The 21,019-nt window shown below is 74.9% G+C and carries 21 protein-coding genes; 11 read left to right on the top strand and 10 right to left on the bottom strand.

Translation table 11 applies throughout. The features are described 5' to 3' along the window. Window positions 1–115: 115 nt before the first annotated feature. The 4 genes from FGI33_RS01180 to FGI33_RS01195 are packed head-to-tail and all read left to right on the top strand — an operon-like array spanning window position 116 to window position 5,746. Complete coding sequence (locus FGI33_RS01180) at window positions 116–1,702, top strand: long-chain-fatty-acid--CoA ligase (RefSeq protein WP_119434816.1); 1,587 nt, start codon at window positions 116–118, stop codon at window positions 1,700–1,702. Further along, window positions 1,699–2,541 carry an aldo/keto reductase gene (locus FGI33_RS01185; protein WP_237582133.1) on the top strand — a complete coding sequence of 281 codons (843 nt, stop codon included), beginning with the start codon at window positions 1,699–1,701 and terminating at the stop codon, window positions 2,539–2,541. The genes FGI33_RS01180 and FGI33_RS01185 overlap by 4 nt, the downstream gene beginning before the upstream one ends. Window positions 2,542–2,589: 48 nt before the next feature. After that, window positions 2,590–3,765 carry a magnesium and cobalt transport protein CorA gene (locus FGI33_RS01190; RefSeq protein ID WP_119435445.1) on the top strand — a complete coding sequence of 392 codons (1,176 nt, stop codon included), beginning with the start codon at window positions 2,590–2,592 and terminating at the stop codon, window positions 3,763–3,765. Between the two features lie 40 nt (window positions 3,766–3,805). Continuing rightward, window positions 3,806–5,746 (top strand): thioredoxin domain-containing protein, encoded by a 1,941-nt coding sequence (locus FGI33_RS01195; protein WP_237582134.1) that lies wholly within the window; start codon window positions 3,806–3,808, stop codon window positions 5,744–5,746. Window positions 5,747–5,750: 4 nt separating this feature from the next. On the opposite strand, the gene FGI33_RS01200 is transcribed toward FGI33_RS01195, so the two are convergent. Continuing rightward, window positions 5,751–6,719 (bottom strand): 5-dehydro-4-deoxyglucarate dehydratase, encoded by a 969-nt coding sequence (locus FGI33_RS01200; RefSeq protein WP_237582135.1) that lies wholly within the window; start codon window positions 6,717–6,719, stop codon window positions 5,751–5,753. Further along, on the bottom strand, window positions 6,719–7,951 hold the full coding sequence (locus FGI33_RS01205) for an enolase C-terminal domain-like protein (protein WP_182623335.1): 1,233 nt from the start codon (window positions 7,949–7,951) through the stop codon (window positions 6,719–6,721). Before FGI33_RS01205 ends, FGI33_RS01200 begins: the two co-directional genes overlap by 1 nt. A gap of 113 nt (window positions 7,952–8,064) precedes the next feature. Here FGI33_RS01205 and FGI33_RS01210 point away from each other — a divergent pair, with 113 nt between their 5' ends. The 3 genes from FGI33_RS01210 to FGI33_RS01220 are packed head-to-tail and all read left to right on the top strand — an operon-like array spanning window position 8,065 to window position 10,762. Beyond that, on the top strand, window positions 8,065–8,868 hold the full coding sequence (locus FGI33_RS01210; RefSeq protein WP_119435123.1) for an NAD-dependent epimerase/dehydratase family protein: 804 nt from the start codon (window positions 8,065–8,067) through the stop codon (window positions 8,866–8,868). Then, window positions 8,865–9,659 carry an IclR family transcriptional regulator gene (locus FGI33_RS01215; protein WP_237582136.1) on the top strand — a complete coding sequence of 265 codons (795 nt, stop codon included), beginning with the start codon at window positions 8,865–8,867 and terminating at the stop codon, window positions 9,657–9,659. Before FGI33_RS01210 ends, FGI33_RS01215 begins: the two co-directional genes overlap by 4 nt. Continuing rightward, complete coding sequence (locus FGI33_RS01220) at window positions 9,656–10,762, top strand: hypothetical protein (RefSeq protein WP_237582137.1); 1,107 nt, start codon at window positions 9,656–9,658, stop codon at window positions 10,760–10,762. The genes FGI33_RS01215 and FGI33_RS01220 overlap by 4 nt, the downstream gene beginning before the upstream one ends. On the opposite strand, the gene FGI33_RS01225 is transcribed toward FGI33_RS01220, so the two are convergent. From FGI33_RS01225 to FGI33_RS01240, 4 genes are all read right to left on the bottom strand, one after another. Continuing rightward, window positions 10,759–11,154, bottom strand: coding sequence for an SdpI family protein (locus FGI33_RS01225; protein ID WP_119435714.1), 396 nt, complete (start codon window positions 11,152–11,154; stop codon window positions 10,759–10,761). The genes FGI33_RS01220 and FGI33_RS01225 overlap by 4 nt on opposite strands. A 37-nt stretch (window positions 11,155–11,191) precedes the next feature. After that, a complete protein-coding gene (locus FGI33_RS01230) occupies window positions 11,192–12,559 on the bottom strand; it encodes an L-serine ammonia-lyase (RefSeq protein WP_237582138.1) in 1,368 nt (455 codons plus the stop codon). 9 nt (window positions 12,560–12,568) lie between these two features. After that, a complete protein-coding gene (locus FGI33_RS01235) occupies window positions 12,569–13,225 on the bottom strand; it encodes a hypothetical protein (RefSeq protein WP_119435345.1) in 657 nt (218 codons plus the stop codon). Window positions 13,226–13,347: 122 nt separating this feature from the next. Next, entirely contained in the window at window positions 13,348–13,608 is a 261-nt protein-coding gene (locus tag FGI33_RS01240) for a GlsB/YeaQ/YmgE family stress response membrane protein (RefSeq protein WP_043583378.1), read from the bottom strand. A gap of 185 nt (window positions 13,609–13,793) precedes the next feature. Between FGI33_RS01240 and FGI33_RS01245 the strand changes: the two genes are divergently transcribed. Continuing rightward, on the top strand, window positions 13,794–14,303 hold the full coding sequence (locus tag FGI33_RS01245) for a DUF427 domain-containing protein (protein ID WP_119435344.1): 510 nt from the start codon (window positions 13,794–13,796) through the stop codon (window positions 14,301–14,303). 40 nt (window positions 14,304–14,343) lie between these two features. Here FGI33_RS01245 and FGI33_RS01250 read toward each other — a convergent pair whose 3' ends face one another. Both FGI33_RS01250 and FGI33_RS01255 read right to left on the bottom strand, forming a co-directional pair. Continuing rightward, window positions 14,344–14,862, bottom strand: a complete 519-nt coding sequence (locus tag FGI33_RS01250; RefSeq protein ID WP_119435346.1) for a CoA-binding protein — start codon at window positions 14,860–14,862, stop codon at window positions 14,344–14,346. Between the two features lie 236 nt (window positions 14,863–15,098). Next, window positions 15,099–16,394: an O-acetylhomoserine aminocarboxypropyltransferase/cysteine synthase family protein gene (locus FGI33_RS01255; RefSeq protein WP_119434781.1), complete on the bottom strand. Its 1,296-nt coding sequence runs from the start codon at window positions 16,392–16,394 to the stop codon at window positions 15,099–15,101. 137 nt (window positions 16,395–16,531) lie between these two features. On the opposite strand from FGI33_RS01255, the gene FGI33_RS01260 reads away from it, so the two are divergent. After that, window positions 16,532–16,963: a hypothetical protein gene (locus tag FGI33_RS01260; RefSeq protein WP_119434780.1), complete on the top strand. Its 432-nt coding sequence runs from the start codon at window positions 16,532–16,534 to the stop codon at window positions 16,961–16,963. 22 nt (window positions 16,964–16,985) lie between these two features. On the opposite strand, the gene FGI33_RS01265 is transcribed toward FGI33_RS01260, so the two are convergent. Both FGI33_RS01265 and FGI33_RS01270 read right to left on the bottom strand, forming a co-directional pair. Continuing rightward, the gene (locus FGI33_RS01265) at window positions 16,986–17,990 is read right to left on the bottom strand and encodes a YeiH family protein (RefSeq protein ID WP_119434779.1); all 1,005 of its coding nucleotides are present in this window, start codon (window positions 17,988–17,990) and stop codon (window positions 16,986–16,988) included. Continuing rightward, window positions 17,990–19,729, bottom strand: a complete 1,740-nt coding sequence (locus FGI33_RS01270) for a dolichyl-phosphate-mannose--protein mannosyltransferase (protein WP_119434778.1) — start codon at window positions 19,727–19,729, stop codon at window positions 17,990–17,992. Before FGI33_RS01270 ends, FGI33_RS01265 begins: the two co-directional genes overlap by 1 nt. Before the next feature lie 225 nt (window positions 19,730–19,954). On the opposite strand from FGI33_RS01270, the gene FGI33_RS01275 reads away from it, so the two are divergent. Both FGI33_RS01275 and FGI33_RS01280 read left to right on the top strand, forming a co-directional pair. After that, on the top strand, window positions 19,955–20,479 hold the full coding sequence (locus FGI33_RS01275) for a hypothetical protein (protein ID WP_237582139.1): 525 nt from the start codon (window positions 19,955–19,957) through the stop codon (window positions 20,477–20,479). Window position 20,480: 1 nt separating this feature from the next. After that, a complete protein-coding gene (locus FGI33_RS01280) occupies window positions 20,481–21,017 on the top strand; it encodes a hypothetical protein (protein WP_237582140.1) in 537 nt (178 codons plus the stop codon). Window positions 21,018–21,019 lie beyond the last annotated feature (2 nt).

Consider the following 21,019-nt stretch of genomic DNA (forward strand, 5'->3'; position numbering starts at 1 on the left):
GTCGAGCACCCCGGGGGCGGGCGCCGGTGGCTATCGTCGTGAGGGAGGCGCCGGACCGCTGGGCGCACGGGCGGCATCCGTCGTCCGAGTCGACGACGACCGACGGGATCCGCCCATGACCTCCGACACGCCCCTCCAGCCCGAGCACGAGCAGCCCCACGGCGGGTTCGCCTCCGTCTCGGTCGCCGCGATCCTCGCCGAGTCCGCCGAGCGGCACGCCGACCGCGTCGCCGTGGTGGTGGGGGACGTCTCCACCACCTACCGCGAGCTCTGGGACGAGACGCGCGCCTACGCCGGCGCCCTCGCCGAGCGCGGCGTGGGGGAGGGCACGCGCGTCGCGATGCTCATCCCGAACGTCGCCGACTTCCCGCGCGTCTACTACGCGGTGCTCGCGCTCGGCGGCGTCGTCGTGCCCGTGCACGCGCTGCTCAAGGCCGACGAGATCGCGTACGTGCTGCGCGACTCGGGATCCGCGCTCCTCGTCTGCGCCGGACCGCTGCTCGAGCAGGGCGCGAAGGGCGCCGCGCTCGCCGACGTGCCCGTGATCAGCGTGCTCGTGCCCGCCGCCACCGAGGGCGGACCCGACCGGCTGGAGGAGCTCGCGCAGGCCGCGACGCCCATCCGCACCTACGTGCCGCGCCGGCCGTCCGACACCGCGACGATCCTCTACACGTCCGGCACCACGGGCCAGCCGAAGGGCGCCGAGGGCTGCCACCTCGCGCTCGTGATGCAGGTCGACGTGCTGCTGCTCGACACCTTCGACCTGCGCGCGGGCGATCGGATCCTCGGCTGCCTGCCCCTGTTCCACACCTTCGGGCAGACGTGCACCATGAACGCGTCGTTCCGCGCGGGCGCGACCATCGTGATGGTGCCGCGCTTCGACGGCGACACCGCGCTCGCGCTCATGGTCGAGCACGACACGCAGGTGTTCATGGGCGTGCCGACCATGTACTACGCCCTGCTCGCGGCGGCCGGGCGGAACCCCGCGCGCCCGCACCTCCGGTACGCCATCTCGGGCGGCGCCGCGATCCCCGTCGCCGTCATCGACGCGTTCCGGGAGCAGTTCGACGCGGAGATCCACGAGGGCTACGGCCTGACCGAGACCTCGCCCGTCGCGTCGTTCAACCACGTGGGCGTCGAGGCCCGGCCGGGCACCGTCGGGAGACCGATCTGGGGCGTTCAGGTGGAGATCGCCGACCCCGAGCACGAGGACCGCGTGGAGCTCGTCGAGCGCGGCACGCTCGGCGAGATCGTGATCCGCGGCCACAACCTCATGAACGGCTACCTGCACCGCCCCGAGGACACCGCGCGCGCGGTCGTCGACGGCTGGTTCCGGACGGGCGACCTCGGCACGATCGACGACGACGGCTACATCCGCGTGGTCGACCGGACGAAGGACATGATCCTGCGCAACGGCTACAACGTGTACCCGCGCGAGGTCGAGGAGGTGCTCGCCCGGCACGACGCCGTCGCGCAGTGCGCGGTGTTCGGCGTGCCGCACGAGGAGCACGGGCAGGAGATCGTCGCCGCGATCGTGGCGAAGGCGGACGCGACGGTCGACGCCGCGGAGGTCGTCGCCTACATGAGGGAGCGCATCGCGTCCTACAAGTACCCGCGCCGCGTCGAGGTGGTCGAGGCGCTGCCGCTCGGGCCGAGCGGCAAGGTCCTCAAGCGGACGCTCGTCGAGCGGTTCGGCGCGTGAGCGGCGGCGTCCTCCGCACGCCCATCCCGTCGGTGCCGATGGGCGACGGGATCCCCATCCCGCAGTTCGGCGTCGGCACCTACAAGGTGACGGACGCCGACGCCGAGCGCGTCGTCGCCGAGGCGCTCGAGGTCGGCTACCGGCACATCGACACCGCGGCCATGTACGGCAACGAGGAGGGCGTCGGACGCGCGATCCGCGCGTCCGGCGTCCCGCGCGACGAGCTGTTCGTCACCACCAAGGTCTGGAACGACGACCACGGGCGCGAGCGGGCGGATGCGGCGATGCGCCGCAGCCTCGACCGGCTCGACCTCCCCGCGGTCGACCTGATCCTCATCCACTGGCCCGCCGCCGAGCGCGGCCTCTACGTCGAGACGTGGGAGGCGCTCGCCGCGGCGCGCGAGGAGGGGCTCACCCGCTCGATCGGCGTCTCCAACTTCCTCGTGCCGCACCTCGAGGCGCTGGACGCGGCCGGGCTCCCGGCACCCGCGGTCGACCAGATCGAGCTGCACCCGCGGCACCAGCAGCGGGACACCACGGCGCACCTCGCGGAGCACGGGATCGCCGTGCAGGCGTGGAGCCCGCTCGCGCGCGGCGCCGTCGCGGACGCGCCGGTCGTGCGCGACGCCGCCCGCGCCCACGGCCGGACCGATGCGCAGGTCGTGCTGCGCTGGCACGTGCAGCGCGGCACGATCGTCTTCCCGAAGACCACGCGCCGCGAGCGGCTCGTCGAGAACGCGGACGTCTTCGACTTCGCGCTGACCGAGGAGGAGATGGCCGGGATCACCGCGCTCGAGGCCGCCGGACGCGTCGGCAGCCACCCGGACGCCGTGGTCTGACCCGGGCGCTCCCCCGCGCGGGCGATCGCGTCACCTGCGGCGGGTACGGTGTCCGTCATGTCCCAGCACCGCATCCGCACGCGCCTGAAGTCCGTGGTCGCCCGGGGCATCTCGCCCCTCGGCGCGCATGCCGGCGGCGGGGCGTCGCGCGCGCGGGCCGAGCGGGAGGCGGACGGCGTGGCCGACCCGACGGGCGTCCGCCGCCCGAGCCTCGTCGACAACGGCGTGTACGTCGACGGCTGCCGCGTCGCCTCGCCCGCCACCCTCGCCGACACGTTCCGCGAGCTGGACGAGCGGCCCGAGGCCATGGCGTGGATCGGCCTCTACCGGCCCACGGTCGAGGAGCTGCAGGCGCTCGCCGAGGAGTTCGACCTGCACGAGCTGGCGGTGGAGGACGCGGTCCAGGCCCACCAGCGCCCCAAGACCGAGCGCTACAGCTCCACGCTCTTCACGGTGCTGCGCGCCGCCCGCTACGTGGACGACCGCGAGGAGGTGGAGTGCGGCGAGCTGCACGTGTTCCTCGGGCGCAACTTCGTGATCACCGTCCGGCACGCCGAGTCGCCCGACCTCTCCGCGATCCGCACGCGCATGCAGGAGCGGCCCGAGCTCCTCTCGCACGGCCCGCAGTCGGTGCTGTACGCGATCCTCGACGCCGTCGTCGACGGGTACGCGCCCGTCGTCACCGGCCTCGCCAACGACATCGACGAGATCGAGGACCAGGTGTTCGACGGGGATCCGGCCGTGTCCCGCCGCATCTACGAGCTCTCCCGCGAGGTCATCGACTTCCAGCGCGCGGTGCGGCCGCTCGGCGGCATGCTGCAGCAGCTGCAGGCGGGATCCGGCAAGTACGAGGTGAGCGAGGACCTCCAGCAGGCGCTCCGCGACGTGGCCGACCACGTCATCGTCGTGAACGAGCGCGTGGAGGAGTTCCGCGTGCTGCTGCGCGACATCCTCACCGTGAACTCGACGCTCGTCGGGCAGCGCCAGAACGAGGAGATGCGCGAGCTCAGCGAGTCGAGCAACCGGCAGAGCGTGGAGACCCGCAAGATCTCCGGCTGGGCGGCCATCCTCTTCGCCCCCACGCTCGTCTCGAGCGTCTACGGCATGAACTTCGACCTCATGCCGGAGCTGCACTGGGACTGGGGCTACCCCTTCTCCCTCGTGCTCATGCTCGGCGTGAGCGGCGTGCTCTACGGGATCTTCCGCAAGCGCGACTGGATCTGACGCCGGGGTCGGCGCCGCGCCCCGCGCGTAGCGTGGACGCATGCCCAACCGCCTCGCCGACGCCGTCAGCCCGTACCTCCTCAGCCACGCGGACAACCCGGTCGACTGGCGGCCGTGGGGCGAGGAGGCGTTCGCGGAGGCCGCGCGACGGGACGTGCCGGTGCTCGTCTCGGTCGGCTACTCGACCTGCCACTGGTGCCACGTCATGGCGCGCGAGACGTTCTCGGATCCGGCGCTCGCCGAGCGCCTCAACGACGGGTTCGTCGCGATCAAGGTCGACCGCGAGGAGCACCCGGAGGTCGACGCGGCGCTCATCACCGCGGCCGGCGCCTTCACCGACCAGCTCGGCTGGCCGCTCAACGTGTTCACGACGCCGGAGGGCCGCACCTTCCACGCGGGCACCTACTCGCCGCCCGAGCCGCGCGCCGGGCACCCGTCGTTCCGCCAGGTGCTCGACGCCGTGGCCGACGCGTGGACCACCCGTCGCGACCAGGTCGAGCAGGGCGCGGGGCAGCTGAGCGCCGCGATCCGCGAGGCGTCCGCGCGCGGATCCGTCGCCTCGCCGCTCCCCGACGGCGCGGCCCTCGACCGGGTCGCCGCCGAGCTCGCGGGCTTCGAGGACCCCGAGCACGGCGGGTTCGGATCCGCGCCCAAGTTCCCCGTCGCGCCCGTGGTGCTGCTGCTCGACACGCTCGCGACCTCGGGGGCGCTCGCGCCCGAGCGCGCGACGGCGACGGGCGCGCTCGTCAGCCGCACCCTCGACGCGATGGCCGGATCCGACCTGCGCGACCGGGTCGAGGGCGGCTTCTTCCGCTACTCCACGCGCCGCGACTGGTCCGAGCCGCACTACGAGCGGATGCTCTACGACAACGCCCTGCTCCTCGACGCCTACGCGCGCGCCGGGGACGAGGAGGTCGCGGCGGGGATCGCGGCGTTCCTCACGGGGACGCTGCGGCGCGCGTCCGGCGGGTTCGCGTCGGCGCAGGACTCCGAGAGCACGGTCGGCGGGCGCCGCGTCGAGGGCGGGTACTACGCGCTCGACGCCGCCGGGCGCGCGGCCGAGGAGCCGCCGGCCGTCGACGGCAAGGTGCTCACCGGCTGGAACGGGCTCGCGATCGGCGCGCTCGCCCGGGCCGGCCGCGCGTTCGGCCGGCCCGCGTGGAGCGACGCGGCCCGCGCCGCCGCCGACATGCTGCTCCAGGAGCACGTGCGCGCCGACGGGTCGCTCGTGCGCGCGTCGATCGACGGGCGCGTGTCGCCCGCGGTCGCGACGCTCGAGGACCATGGGATGCTCGCCGACGGGCTGCTCGCGCTCGCGCTGGCGACCGGCGAGGTCGGCTACGCGGTGCGGGCCCGCGGGATCGTGGACGCGCTCGTCGATGCCGCCGACGCCGACGCCGGCGAAGCCGCCGCCGGGCAGCCCGGGTCGGGACAGTCGCAGCCCGGCGCCGCGGGGTTCCGCGTGCCCACGGGCGCGGATCCGGTGCTCGCGGGCTTCGGCCTCGACCTCGCCGCCGACCCGTCCGAGGGCGCCTACCCGTCGGGCCTCACCGCCGCCTCCTCGGCCGCGCGCGTGCTCGGGCGGCTGACGGCGGATCCGCGCTACGAGCGGGCGGCCCGCGCCGCGCTCGCGACGGTCGCGGCGGGCGGCGTCACCCGGCCGATCGCGTTCGGCGGGGCGCTCGAGCAGGCGGTGGCGCTCGAGGCGGCCGGCCGCCAGCTCGTCGTGGTGCTGCCGGACGGCGCCGACGCGGCGGGCGACCCGCTCGCGGAGCTCGCGCGCGGCCGCATCCGCCCGCCCGACGTGGCGCTCGTGGTCACCGAGACGGCCGCGCGCGCGTGGGCCGACGCGGGCTTCGAGCTCCTCGCGGACCGTGCCGCGGGATCCGCCGCCACCGCGTACCTGTGCGCCGACTTCGTCTGCCGCCTCCCGGTGACGACGGCGGACGCGCTGCGGGCGCAGCTGGACGACGCGGCCTGACGGCTCAGGCGACCACGTCCTCCCCGTGGGCGAGGATCCGCTCGAGCTCGGCGAGCTGCCGGGGCGACGGATCCACGAGCGGGGCGCGCACGGATCCCACGGGCACGCCCCCGAGCCGCAGCCCCGCCTTGATCAGCGACACCGCGAACCCGGGCGTCTCGTCGCGCAGGCGCACGAGCGGCGTGAAGAACTCGTGGAGGAGGGACCGCTGCCGCTCGTGGTCGTCCGCGCGGTACGCCGCGTGGAAGGCGCCCGCGATGCGGGGCGCCATCGCGAACACGGCCGACGAGTACAGCGGCACGCCGATCGCCCGGTACGCGGCCTGGCTCGACTCGGCCGTGAGCAGCCCGTTGAAGAACTGCACGTCGTGGCGCCCGGCCCGGCGCGCGGCGAGCACGAAGCGCTGGAACAGGGCCACGTCGCCCGCGCCGTCCTTGATCCCCGCGAGCGTCGGCAGTGCGAGGAGCCGCTCGACCGTGGCCTCCGTGAACTGCGCGGTGCCGCGGTGGTACGCGATGAGGGGGAGCGGCGTCGCGCGGGCGACGGCCTCGACGTAGGCGGCGAGGCCCTCCTGCGGGCCGGCGACGAGGTACGGCGGGAGCACGAGGATCCCGTCGGCGCCGAGCTCGGTGGCCAGCCGCGCGCAGCGCCGGGCGTGCCCGAGCGGGCCGCCGACCCCGGCGATGACGAGGTGCCGGCCGCCCGCCGCGGCGACCCCGGCGCGGAGGGCCTGGGCGTACTCGTCGATGTCGAGCGCGTGGAACTCGCCCGTGCCGCACGCGACGAAGGCGGCGCCCGCGCCCTGGTCGAGGCCGTGGGACACGTGCGCGGCCAGCACGTCGACGTCGACACGGTCGGCGGCGTCGAACGGCGTGACGGGGAAGAAGAGCACGCCCTCGAAGGGCGGCAGGAGGCCAGCGGTCGCGGGTGCGGCGGCGGGCGCGGGGTGGGCGGCGGTGTCGGTCGTCGTCATCAGAACCTCGGGAGGGTGGGGTCGTAGGCGGGCTGGATGCTCGTCATGTAGCCGGAGTCGTCGCGCGCGCTGCGCCCCGACTCGACGAACACGCGGTGCTGGCGGGCGAGGGCGTCACGGTCCAGCTCGACGCCGAGGCCGGGGGCGGTCGGCACGGCGACGGATCCGTCGACGATCTCGAGCGCGCCCGGCACGATCACGTCGTCGCCGCGGTTCCACGGGTAGTGCGTGTCGCAGGCGTACGCGAGCTCGGGGCTGGCGGCGGCGACGTGCGTCATGGCCGCGAGCGAGATCCCCAGGTGCGAGTTGGAGTGCATGGAGAGCCCGACCCCGAAGGTGCGGCAGATGGCCGCGAGCTCCCGGGTGTGCGCGAGCCCGCCCCAGTAGTGGTGGTCGGAGAGCACGATCTGCACGGCGTCCTTCGCGAACGCCTCGCGGATCTGCTCGAAGGTCACGACGCACATGTTCGTGGCGAGCGGCTGCGGCACCCGGGCGGCGACGCGTGCCATGCCGTCGATGCCGAGCACGGGATCCTCCAGGTACTCGAGCACGCCGTCGAGCTCGGCCGCGACGCGCAGCGCCGTCTCGTGCGTCCACGCGCCGTTCGGGTCGATGCGCAGCGGGTGCGACGGGAACGCCTCGGCGAGGGCGCGGATCGCGGCGACCTCCTGGTCGGGCGGGAACACCCCGGCCTTGAGCTTGATCGAGCCGAAGCCGTAGCGGTCGATGAGGAGGCGGGCCTGCGCGACGACGCCCGCGGGATCCAGCGCCTCGCCGAACGCGTCGGGGTCCTCTCCCGGGTGCGCGGCCCACTTGTAGAAGAGGTACGCGCTGTACGGCACGGCGTCCCGCACGCGCCCGCCGAGCAGCTCGCTCACGGGCAGCCCGGTGATCCGGCCCCACGCGTCGTGCGCGGCGACGTCGATCATCGAGAGGACGACGCGGCGCTCCTGGCGGCTGAGCGGTCCGGCGTCCCCGCCGAGCGCGGCGTCCACCGCCCGCTCGATGCCGTGGAGGTCGGTCACGCGGAGGCCGACGACGGCGTCGCGCACGGACGCCACGCGCGCCGCCACGACCTCGCCGCCCTGCCCCTCGCCGAGGCCGACGACCCCGCCGTCGACGACGAGCTCGACGATGGTGCGCAGCGCGAGCGGCTCGTGCACGCCGTCGGCATTGAGGAGGGGCGGGTCACGGAAGGCGATGGGGGTGACCACGAGGTCGTGGATGATCATGGAACCCTCCCTCGCGTTCATGTACGCGAATGCATACCAGCAGCATGAATGCGCTGCTAACGTAGGCCGCATCGGACCCGCCGTCAACGTCGACGGGCCGCAGGGGGGCGGGCATGGACGCACGACGCATGGTGATCACCGGGGCCGCCGGGGCCGCCGCCCGCGGGGTGCGGCCCCTCCTCCGCGCGGCCGGGCACCGGCTGGTCCTCCTCGACCTCGTCGACCCGGATCCGGTGGACGGCGAGACGGCCGTGATCGCCTCCGTCACGGACGCCGCGGCGGTCCGCGAGGCCATCCGCGACGCCGACGTCGTGGTGCACCTCGGCGGCCTCAGCCGCGAGCGCCCGTGGGCGGCTCTCGCCGACGCGAACGTGGAGGGCACCCGCATCGTGCTCGAGGCGGCGCGCGACACGGGCGTCCGCCGCGTGATGCTCGCGAGCTCGACGCACGCCGTGGGCTTCCACCCCGTCCCCGCCGAGCCCGTCGACCGGCTCGAGCCGCGTCCCGACGGCTACTACGGGGCGAGCAAGGCGGCGATGGAGGCGCTCGGCTCGGTCTTCGCCGACCGGCACGCGCTGTCGGTCGTGTCGGTGCGGATCGGGAGCGTGCTCGACCGGCCCGTGAGCCGGCGCACGCTCTCCACCTGGCTCTCCCTCCCGGACCTGGCGCGGCTCGTCGAGGCCGCCGCCGTGCTCGACGCCCCCGGGGCGCACGTCGTCTGGGGCGTCTCGCGCAACACGCGCGCCTGGTTCTCGCCCGACGCCGGGGAGCGCATCGGCTACCACCCCGAGGACGACTCGGAGGCGTTCGCGGCCGCGGTCCTCGCGGGCGCCGGCGACGGGGAGGACCGGGACGCGAACGGGCTCATCGGCGGCGAGTTCGCCGCCGACGCGCACCCGCTGGGGGAGCCGTGGTGACCGCGGGCCCCTCCGACGGGCGGCGGGTCGTCACCCCGGTGAAGTCCGCCGAGCGCACGCTCGGGCTCCTGGAGCGCCTCGCCGAGGCGGTCGAACCCGTCGCGGTCGTCGACCTCCACCGCGCGTCCGGCTACCCGCGCTCGAGCCTGCACCAGCTGCTGCACACCATGGCCGCGAGCGGCTGGATCGAGATGCTGCAGGACGGCACGCACGTGTCCATCGGATCCCGCGCGCTCGTCGTCGGCACCGCCTACCTCGACCGCGACCGGGCGCTGCCGCACGCGCTCGCCGCCCTCGAGCGGATCCGCGACGAGACCGGGTACACCGCGCACTACGCGCGCCGCGAGGGCGACCGGGTGCTCTACCTCGCCACGCGCGAGACGACCGAGTCCCGGCGCGCGACCTCGCGCGTCGGCCGGCAGCTGCCCGCGCACGCGACGTCGCTCGGCAAGGCGCTGCTCGCCGAGCTCAGCGACGACGAGCGGCGGGAGGCGCTCGGATCCGGCCGGCTCGCCGCGCTCACCCCGCAGACCGTGACGGATCGCGCGGCCCTCGACGCGCAGCTCGACCGGGCGCACGAGCGGGGCTACGCGCACGAGCGCGAGGAGAACCTGGCCGGCGTCAGCTGCGTGGCGGTGAGCGTGGGGTACCGGATCCCAGCGACCGACGCGATCAGCTGCTCCATGCCGATCGACCGCGCGACGACGAAGGAGGTCGAGCGCGTCGCGGGCATCATCCGCGCGCATTCGGACCGGCTGGCCCAGACGCTCCGGTCGGCGGGCGTGCGGTGAGCGTCGCGTTCTGCGCCTACCCGTGGGACCTCATCGACGATCCCGATGCAGCCTCCCGCGTGCGGGCCGCAGGTGCCGACGGCGTGGCCATCGCGGCGGCGTACCACTCGGTCCGGGCCGCGACGCCGCTGCATCCGCGGCACCGCATCGTCGACGCGCGCTCCGCCGCGCTCTACCTGCCCGTTCGCGAGGGGGCGTGGGGCGGGCTCCGTCCCGACGACGACACGCCCTGGGTCGGGCCCGACGCCTTCGCGCGCGCCGCCCGGGTCGCGCGCGCGGCGGGCCTGCGCGTCGAGGCGTGGATCGTCCTCACCCACTCGACGTCGGTCGGCACCCGCAACCCGGCCAGCCGCGTCGTCAACGCGTTCGGCGAGGCGTACCCGTACGCGCTCTGCCCCGCGCGCGCCGAGGTGCGCGAGTACGCGACGGCCCTGGTCGCGGAGACGGCCGCCGCGGCGGACCTCGACGGCGTGATGCTCGAGGCGTGCGGCCCGATGGGAGTCGGCCACCTCGGGCACCACGAGAAGACCGCGGGCGCCGACTGGTCGGCAGAGCAGGAGGCGCTGCTCTCCATCTGCTTCTGCACGGCGTGCGCGGCGCTGCTCGCGGAGGAGGGCGAGGATCCGGACGCGCTCCGTGCCGAGGTGCGCGCCCGCGTCGACGCCGGCGGCGGGCTCGCGGGCCTCGACGCCGTGCTGCGCGTGCGCGGCCGGGCCCGGCGGATGCTCCTCGACGCGTGCGTCGCCGCCGCGCGCGCCGCGGGCGTTGCGCGCGTGGTGGTGCACGCGCAGGCGGATCCGTGGGCCACCGGCCCGTTCGCCGCGCTCCTCGACGACCTCGACGAGGTGGACGGCGCGGTCGTGCTCGACGCCGTGGCGCACGACGCGGAGGCGATGCGCGCGCTCCGGGACCGGCTGCCCGGCACGCGCCTCGGCGGCTACCTCTGGGCGCTGCCGCCGGCGACCCCCGCGAGCATCCGCGCGGGCTGGCCCGACGCCGTGCGCGGGCTCGACGACACGTACGTGTACCACCTCGGCCTCATCGGGCGGGAGCGCCTGGACGCCGTGGGCGACGCCCTGCGCGCGGCGGCCGCGCCGGCCTAGTCGCGCCGGATGCGCGGCGGCCCGTACCGCTCGGCGTCCTGCCGCTCGGCCTCGCGTCGCCGGGCGACCCGCTTCGCCGCCTGCCCCGCCCGGAACGTGCTCCAGACGATGCCGCCCAGGAGCAGCAGCCCGCCCCAGCTGGCGACGCTGTTCATCCCGGCGCCGGCCGCGATCCCGCCGATGACGCCGCCGATCGCGACGGGCAGGCAGGTGCTGCGGAGCGCGGGGAGCGCGGCCACGTGCCCGGCGCGCCAGGCCTCGTCGCTCGCCATGAGGGGCCGCGTGCGGATCCCGATCCACCCGTTGCGCTTGAGGAGGCCCCAGGCGGCGAGCTGCGTGGTGCCGAGGATCAGCAGCGCCGCGACGGCGAGCAGCAGCGCGGGGACACCCATGCGCCCAGCCTGACACGGCCGGGGGCGCCCGGGGCGCTCAGCACTCGATGACGTTGACCGCGAGGCCGCCCGTCGACGTCTCCTTGTACTTGGTGGACATGTCGAGGCCCGTCTGCCGCATCGTCTCGATCACGGTGTCGAGCGAGACGAGGTGCGTGCCGTCGCCGTGCAGCGCCATGCGGGCCGCGTTCACGGCGGTGGACGCGGCGATCGCGTTCCGCTCGATGCACGGGATCTGCACGAGCCCGCCCACGGGATCGCACGTGAGGCCGAGGTGGTGCTCCATCGCGATCTCGGCGGCGTTCTCGACCTGCCGCGGGGATCCGCCGAGCACCGCGCACAGGGCGCCGGCCGCCATCGCGCACGCCGTGCCGACCTCGCCCTGGCAACCGGCCTCCGCGCCCGAGATGGACGCGTTGGCCTTCACGAGCGAGCCGATCGCCGTGGCGGTGAGGAGGAAGTCGCGGATCCCGTCGCGGTCGGCGCCGGGCACGAACCGCAGGTAGTAGGAGCCGACCGCGGGGATGATGCCGGCCGCGCCGTTCGTGGGCGCCGTGACGACGCGCCCGCCGGACGCGTTCTCCTCGTTGACCGCGAGCGCGAACGCGTGCAGCCACTCGTGCGAGGTGTCGCGCGTTCCCCCGGCGTCGATGGTCGCGAGCTGCGACGCGACCCGCGCCGCCCGCCGCCGCACGTTGAGCCCGCCCGGCAGCGTGCCCTGGCCGCCCAGCCCCGCGGTGACGCACGCGGCCATGGCGTCCCAGATCGCGTCGAGCCCGGCGACCGCGCGGCGGGATCCGTGGATCGACTCCTCGGTGTCGCGCGCGACGTCGGCGATGGAGCGCCCGGTCGACTCGGCCAGCGCGATCAGCTCGTCGGCGTTGGAGAAGGAGTGGGGGAGGCCGGTGGGCAGCACGGCGGACGGCGCCTGGTCCTCGCGCAGCACGAATCCGCCGCCGACCGAGAACCACGTGCTCTCGAGCACCGTGCCGCCGTCGGCGTCGAGCGCCGCGAGGTGCATCGCGTTCGGGTGGCGGGGGAGTCGCGTGAACGGCTCGAACGTGAGGTCGCGGCCGACCATGCGCACGGGGTGGATCCCGGCGAGCGGCACGTCGACGCCCTCGCCGAGCCCGGACCAGCGGCCGCGGACCTCGTCCGGGTCGCACGTCTCGGGCGCGAGGCCGGCGAGGCCCGCGACGACCGCGTCGGGCGTCCCATGGCCGAGTCCGGTGGCGCCGAGCGAGCCGAACAGGCGCACGGTGACGCGCGTGATCTCCGTGAGCCGGGGCGACGCCGCGCACTCCTCGGCGAACAGCAGCGCCGCGCGCATGGGGCCGACGGTGTGCGAGCTCGACGGCCCGATCCCGATGGAGAAGAGGTCGAGTGCCGAGACGTACGCTGTCATCCCGTCAGACTATGCCGCCGCCTCCGCGCGGTCGGACGCGAGGGCGCCGGCGGATCCGCGGGGCGCCCGTCGGGCGGGACCGGAGGAGGCGAGCGCCAGCCAGGTCCAGCCGATCGCGAGGCCGAGCATGGTGATCACGCCGCGCGGGAAGAAGATGTGGCTGTCCACGAACGAGACGGCCGCGATCACCGCGATGACGGCGCCCGGCAGCGCCCGGAGCCCCGCGTGCCGGATCACGAGCGCGCTCGCGAGCACGGTGACGGCGACGTACGACCAGACGCCCGCCACGACGATCCCGTCCGCGAGCGCGTACATGGTCGTCACGCCCTGCCCGCCCTCGAGCTTCAGGGCGCCGGCCGCGATGCCCGCGAGGATGTCGAGCGCCTGGTAGCAGACGGCGTAGACGAAGCCGAGGACCACGGCGAGGATCCCGAGGCGGCGGTCGTGGCGGCGCGTGAGGAGGATGGGCGCGATCGCGAGCAGCGGGAAGACGGGGAGGAGCGCGATGTGCAGGTCCCGCCAGTGCGTCGCGGTGCCGTCGGTCAGCGAGCTCGGGTGCGAGAGGCCGGCGGCCGCGAGGGCGAGCGGCGGGAGCGCGACGGCGACGAGCACGGCGGCGGTGCGGGATCGTGCGGGGGAGGAGGGTAGGGCGACGGCGTCGGGCATGCGGTCATCGTAGGCACGGCGCGCGGCGCGACCCGCCCGGCCCAGGGAGCCGACATGCAGGGAGCCCCCGCCGCCGGACCACGAGGGTCGGGCGACGGGGGCTCCGGATGCAGCAGGAAGGACTAGGCCTTCTTGCGGCCGACGATCGCGCCGTAGACCAGCAGGACGATGATCGCGCCGACGATGGCGAGCGCGAGCGAGCCGAGGTCGAAGCCGTCGACCGGCTTGTTGAACAGCGCGCTGCCGATGAAGCCGCCGAGGAAGGCCCCGACGACGCCCAGGATCAGCGTGACGATGATTCCGCCACCCTGCTTGCCCGGGAGGATCAGCTTGGCGAGCGCTCCGGCGATCAGACCCAGAACCAGAAAACCGATGATGCCCATGTGCGTTACTCCTCGAAGATTTCGTGCTGTGTGACACCCGAATGCGGGTGGACGTGCCCCAGTCAAGCACCCAGAGGACCATTCGTGCAAAAACGTTTAGTGGATACGCCTTTACCGGACGGGGGCGATCGGCCCGTGCCGGCGCGGGATCCGGGGCGCTCAGGCACCCGCGGTACCGTCGGCGCATGCGCATCCCACCGCCCCGCCGTCCCCGCGAGATCCCCGGCGAGGGGCAGGAGTCGGTGTGGGACTACCCGCGTCCTCCGCGCGTGGACCCGTCGTCCGAGCGCGTCGTGATCGAGCTCGGCGGCCGCGTCGTCCTCGACAGCCGATCCGCGGTGCGCGTGCTCGAGACCAGCCACCCGCCGGTCTACTACCTCCCCTCGGCCGACTTCGCCGCGGGCGTGCTCGCCTCCGCCGCCGGTCGGTCGTGGTGCGAGTACAAGGGGGAGGCCTCGTACCTCTCGCTCACCGCCGGCGGCGTCACGGCCGACCGCGCGGCCTGGTGGTACCCGTCGCCGACGCGCGGCTACGAGATGCTCGCGGACAAGGTGGCCGTGTACCCCTCCGCGATGGACCGGATCACGGTCGACGGCGTCCAGGTCGAGGCGCAGGAGGGCGACTTCTACGGCGGCTGGATCACGCCGCGCGTGGTCGGCCCGTTCAAGGGAGCGCCGGGCACGCTCGGCTGGTGAGCCGCGGGCGCCCTCGTGCGCCCGGCCGCGACCGCCTCCGCTAGACCGCGGCCTTCCGCGCGCTGATCACGCCGGTGTCGAAGCCGAGCAGGTGCAGGCCGCCGTGGAAGCGCGCGTGCTCGACCTTGACGCAGCGGTCCATCACGACCGTGAGCCCGCGGGCCTCCGCGTCCTCCGCCGCCTCCTGGTTCCAGATGCCGAGCTGCACCCAGATGACGGGCGCGCCGATCGCGACCACGTCGTCCACGACGGACGGGATGTCGCTGGCCTTCCGGAACACGTCGACGATGTCGGGCACCTCGGGCAGCGAGGCGAGGTCGGGGTACGCCTCCTGTCCGAGGATCTCGGTGGCGTTCGGGTTCACGAAGTACACGCGGTAGTCGCTCGACTGCTGGAGGTACGTGCCGACGAAGTAGCTGGAGCGGGCCGGGTTCGGCGAGGCGCCGACGATGGCGACGCTCTTCGCGCGGCGGAGGATCGCCTGGCGCTCCTTGGCGGTCGGGCCCGTCCACGTGCGCTCGCTGCGCAGGAGCGTGGCGAGCGGGCTGGAGCGGGGGATCGCGCAGGTGAGGCCGTTCTGGAGCTGCGTGGTCTGGGTGCCGTCGGCATCCGGGTCGCCGACCGGCTCGGCGGGGGTCGCGGCGTCCGTGTCGGCGTCCTGCGCCTCGGCCGCGTCGCCGGCCGCGCGGTCGGCGGCCTCCTCGGCCGGGTCGAGCGGCGCGAGGTCGGCGGCGTCCGCCGCGGGGTGGGGTGTGGATCCCGTGCGCTCGGGCGGCCCGCCGCCGGTGTCGAAGCTCACTTCGCTCCCTCCGTCGCGGCGGCCAGCGCCTGGTCCAGGTCGTGGATGATGTCGGCGACGTCCTCGATGCCGACGCTGATGCGGACGATGCCGGGCAGCACGCCCGCGTCGACCAGCTGCGACTCGCTCAGCTGCGCGTGGGTCGTGGAGGCGGGGTGGATGACGAGCGTCTTGGCGTCGCCGATGTTGGCGAGGTGGCTCGCGAGCTCGACCGACTCGATGAAGCGCTGGCCGACCGCGCGGCCGCCCGCGACCTCGAACGTGAACACGGATCCGGGTCCCGTCGGCAGGTACTTGCGCGCCCGCTCGTGGTGCGGGTGCGCGGGGAGGCCGGCCCAGTTGACGGCGGTGATGCGCGGATCCTGGTCCAGCCACTCGGCGACGGCCCGCGCGTTGTCGATGTGCGCCTGCATCCGGTACGGGAGCGTCTCGACGCCCTGCGCGAGCAGGAACGCGGAGTGCGGCGCGAGCGACGGCCCGATGTCGCGGAGCTGCTCGGCGCGGAGGCGGGTGAGGAACGCGTACTCGCCGAAGTTGCCGGTCCAGTTGAGGCCGCCGTAGCTCGGCACGGGCTGGTCCAGCAGCGGGAACCGGGCGCTCTCCCAGTCGAAGAGGCCCGACTCGACGACCACGCCGCCGAGCGTCGTGCCGTGCCCGCCGAGGAACTTGGTGGCCGAGTGGATCACGATGTCGGCGCCCCACTCGATGGGCCGGTTGAGGTACGGGGTGGCGATGGTGGAGTCGATGACGAGCGGGACGCCCGCGGCGTGCGCCACGGCGGCGAGGCCCTCGATGTCGGCGATCTCGCCCGACGGGTTCGCGACGGTCTCCGCGAAGACGAGCTTGGTGTGGTCGGTGATGGCGGCGGCGTAGTCGGCCGGGTCGCTCGACTGCACGAAGGTGGTCTCGACGCCGAAGCGGCGGAGGGTGACGTCGAGCTGGGTGATGGATCCGCCGTAGAGGTTCGCCGAGGCGACGATGTGGTCGCCGGCGCCCGCGAGCGAGGCGAAGGTGATGTACTGCGCGCTCAGCCCGCTCGCCGTCGCGACCGCGCCGAGGCCGCCCTCGAGGCTCGCGACGCGCTCCTCGAACGACGCGACCGTGGGGTTCGACAGGCGCGAGTAGACGTTGCCGTACTTCTGCAGCGCGAAGCGCGCGGCGGCGTCGGCGGTGTCGTCGAAGACGAACGCGCTCGACTGGTAGATGGGGAGGGCGCGCGCGCCCGTGGTGGCGTCGGGGATGTTGCCCGCGTGGATCGCCCTCGTCTTGAACCCGTACTCGCGATCGACCATGGTCCTCACGCTAACCCGTGCTCCCGGGGCGTCCGGCGCGCGGGCGTAACAGGAGGTCTCGTGCGCGGGGATCGTGGTCCTCTCGCGGGCCCGTCTGCGATGGCTCGTGGCGCTCCGGGGCGCCCTAGGGTGGCCGGGTGACCGACGCGCTCGACGACCTGCTCTCCGCGGATCCGCAGCGCATCTGGCAGGCGTCGTGGGAGGTCATCCGCACGCGCGACACCGCGCTGCTCGAGGACCTCCGGACCGCGCTCGCGGAGATCCAGCGGGCGACGGCGGACGTCGAGCTCGGCGGGATGATCCGGCCGAACCGCGACGCCCTCGACCACGCCCTCGGCAAGGTGCGCGACTACCGCAGCTGGCGCTGCTGGTGCGACGACTACCCGAGGCTCCTCGCCTTCGACCCGGCCCGGGAGGAGGAGCGCGGGCACGCGACGGTCCTCCGTCGCGACCTCTCCGGGTGGCCGGTGACCTACGAGTGCGCGTGCGCCGTGTGCGGCCGGCGCTTCCGCGTCGAGGAGGGCGAGCACCACGCGCTCTGGTGGAGGTGGACCGCGCTGAGGCGGTGAGGCGGGGATCGCCGAACGCCGTTCAGGACAGGCGCACGGCGGCGAGCGCCAGGGCGGCGATGAGCGCCCAGGAGAGGAGGCCGGCGGCGAGCGCGGATCCGCCCTGGCCGACGAGCTCGCGGAGGCGCACCGCGGATCCGAGCGCCACGAGCGCGATCGCCAGCAGCGCGGTCTGCACGACCTGGGCCGCGTCGAGCACGCCGACCGGGAGCGGCACGAAGGTGCGGATCAGCACGGCCGCGAGGAAGCCGATGACGAACAGCGGCACGATCGGCGGACGCGCGGCGCCCTCGACGCGGCCCTCGCGGCGGCGCATCACGACGCCCGCGACGGCGACGACGGGCGCGAGCAGCAGCACGCGGGTCAGCTTCACGGCGATCGCGACGGTGAGGGCGGCGGATCCCGCGATCTGGGCGGTCGCGACGACCTGCCCCACGTCGTGCACGCCCGCGCCGACCCAGTGGCCGAAGGCGACGTCGTCGAGGCCGAGCGGGCCCGCGAGCGGCGGCAGCACGGCGATCGCGAGCGTGCCGCAGAGCGTGACGAGCGCGACGGGCGCGCCCTGGTCGGCGGGCTTCGCGCGCGTGACGCCGGCCATCGCGCCGATCGCGCTCGCGCCGCAGATCGAGAACCCGGTGGCGAGCAGGAGCGGCTGCTGTCCCGGCATGCGGAGCGCGCGGGCGATCGCGTAGGTGCCGGCGAACGCGAGGACCACGACCGCGACCACGAGCAGCACGGCGCGCCAGCCGAGGCCGACGATGTCGGAGAGGCCGAGCTGGAGGCCGAGGAGCACCACGCCGATCCGCATCAGCCGCTTCGACGCGAGCGTGAGGCCGGGCTTCAGCGGGCCGGTGAGCGCGGGCCGGGCGGCGGGGATCTGCGCGGCGACGATGCCGAGGGCGACCGCGACCGTGAGCAGCGGGATCGCCGGGACGAGCGCGTGCACGGCCCACGCCACGAGCGCGGCCGCTGCCGCGGCGCCGAGGCCGGGGAGCGCGGGGTGGAGACGCGTGGCGGTGGCGGGCATCAGATCCAGCCCGACGGGATCCACGCGTGCAGCCGCCAGAACCACGTGGGCACGAGCTGCCCGGTCCAGAGCGGGTAGAAGAACGCGCTGACGAGCGCGCACACGACGAGGACGACGCCCACGATCACGATGCCGCGCGTGCGGCGGAAGCGCGCATCCCCGCGGTCGCCCAGGATCATGCCGAGCACCATCGCGAGGCACAGGATCAGGTACGGCTCGAAGGCGATCGAGTAGAACTGGAAGACCGTGCGGTTCACGTAGAGCAGCCACGGCAGGTATCCGACGACCATGCCCATGAGCACGAGGCCCACGCGCCACTCGCGGCGGGCGGCGAGCCGGTACACGAGGTAGAGCATCGCGGCGACGGACAGCCACCAGATGATGGGGTTCGCGATCGAGGTGATGGACGCCGAGCACGCGTCGATCGTGCAGCCCGACTCCCCGTAGCCGTAGCCCTCGTAGTAGAACTGCGTCGGCCGGTAGAGCAGCAGCCAGAGCCGCGGATCCGCCCGGTACGGGTGCGTCACGTCGAGCCCCACGTTGAACGCGTACTGCTGCGCGAGGTAGTGCCAGAGGCTCTGCAGCGGCAGGGGCACCCACGCGAGAGAGCCCTGCCAGGCGTTCGCGCCCTCGGCCGCCCAGTTGCGGAAGTACCCGTTCGAGGTGGCGAACCAGCCCGCGTAGGAGGCGAGGAACGCGGCGATCGCGGGCGGGACGAGGAGGAGGAACGAGACGGGACCCTGGACCGCGGCGCCCGCCGTGAACCACGCGGCGAGCCCGTGCCGGCGGCGCAGCAGCATGTCGGTGAGCACCACGTAGAGGCCGAAGCCGGCGAGGAAGAAGATGCCGGACCACTTGACGGACGAGGTCGCGCCGAACGCGAGGCCGGCCGCGATCAGCCACGGACGCCACAGCACGACCGGGCCGAACTCCATCGGGCGCGCGTCGTCGGGACGGGCGGCGCGGCGGCGCGCGAGCAGCGCCGTGAACCGGCGCTCGTGCCAGGTGCGGTCGAGGAGGATCGCGCCGAAGCCGAGCAGGCCGAAGAACATGACGTGGGTGTCGAGCAGCGCGATGCGGCTCATCACGATGGCGTGGCCGTCGATCGCGAAAAGGAAGCCGGCGATCGTCGCGACGACCGCGGAGCCCGTGAGCCGGCGGGCGATGAGCATGAGGAGGAGGACGGCGAGCGTGCCGACGACGGCCGTCGCGATGCGCCAGCCCACGGGATCCGCCGCGCCGAAGACCGCGAGCCCGAGCGCGATGATCCACTTGCCGAGCGGCGGGTGCGCCACGAACGCGGGCGCCTGCAGGTAGCCGTCGGTCTGCCCGGCGATGAAGTCGGGGTTCGGATCCGTGGGCCACGAGCCCTCGTAGCCGAGGTGGAGGAGGGTCCACGCGTCCTTCACGTAGAAGGTCTCGTCGAACACGAGCGTGGCGGGGTGGCCGAGGCTCTGGATCCGGAGGACCGCGGCGAGCAGCGTGATGGCGATGGGTCCGCCCCAGTGCCAGGCGCGGCGGCGGGCGGGGGTCGAGACGAGGCGCGCCCAGAGGTCGTCGAGGCGGGATCCGCGGGCGGTGACGGCGCGCTCGTCGGCGCGCTGGGATGCCCGGGTCGGCGTCGCGTCGTCAGCGTGGGCGGGCTCGCGGGCGGTGTCCGCGGCGACCGGAGCGGCCGTGCCGTCCGCCGCCGTGCCGTCGTCCCCGTGCTCGGCGGGGCGGTAGGGCGAGTCGGGCACGGCTCATCATCGCATGCAGGTGCGCGGGCGCCCGGGTCGCGGACCCTCCGCGGCTCCGGCTGCGCGTCGGGACCCCGTGAGGTTCCCGGCGGGAGCCGTAGGGGTGTCGTGAGCGCGCTCGCGGGCGGGATCCGCGCGGAGGTGGACTGGGCGCATGCCCTTCCCGTGCCACGTGCCTCCCGTCCCCGTCCGTCCCGTCCCCGCCCGCCCGACGGGGGTGCGGCGATGAGCGTGCTCGCGGCGGTCGCGCCGCCGCGCTCGGATGCGTCCGCCGTGCTCGACGACGTCGTGGTGGCCGGGGTCTCGATGCGGCGGCTCGTGGAGGTGTGCGGGACCCCGTGCGTGCACTCGGGCGAGGCCATGGGGATCCGCGGCGACGAGGACGGCTGCGGCGCGCTCGTCGTCGTCGCGGTGACGGCCGTCCTCGCGGGAGCCGGAGGGGAGCGCGTCGTGTGCGTCGACGGGCACCTCGACGGCGTGGACGCGCGCTGGGGGGAGGCGCGCGTCCTCGGCCGGGGATCCGGCCGGTCCTCGGTCGTCCGGATCGTGGCCGGGGCGCCGACGTCCGGGACGGCCGCGGTCGCGCTGCCCGCCGACCTGGCGGTGGGCGACCTCGTCGTCGTGCCGTGCGGGGGATCGCCCGCCCTGCACGACGTGCGGCTCGGCGGCCGTCCCGTCGGCACCGGGCGCGTGGGCGGGCGCGGCGCGGGGGAGCGCCGCGTGCCGCCGCGTCGTCGGCGGAGGCACTGAGGTGCGCGCGCCGCTCCTCGACCCGTCCGCCGGCGGCAGCCGGGCGCGGACGCCGCGCATCGCGTTCGCGGGCGACGCCCTCCCGGCGCTCGCCGACCTCCGCGCCGCGCTCGACGGCCGGGGCGAGGAGGATCCGCGTCCCGTGCGCGCGCTCGTCGTGGGCGTCGACGCGCAGGCCGGCGGGATCCGCGGGGTGCACGCCGCCGCCCGGTGCCTCCGCGCCGTGCGCGTGCCGGACCACCTGCCGCAGCTGCGGCACCTGGTGGTCGTGGTCGGCGGGCGGATCGGCGCGATCCGGCCGGATCTCCGCGCGCTCGACGCGTGGGTGGTGCGCACGCACGCGGGGCTCGAGCGCACGCGCGGCGCGGACGTCGCCGTGACGGGGATCCTCGCGTCCGGCTGCGTGACGCCGCGGCTCCTCACGAACCGCGTCGTCGACCTCGTGCGGCACCCGATCGCCGCGCCGCGGATCGCCGTGGAGTGGGCGGACATCCGCGACCGGCGGATCCGCGACGTCGCCCTCGAGGCGTGGTGCTGATC

The sequence above is a fragment of the Clavibacter phaseoli genome (assembly GCF_021922925.1).
Classification (GTDB): Bacteria; Actinomycetota; Actinomycetes; order Actinomycetales; family Microbacteriaceae; genus Clavibacter; species Clavibacter phaseoli.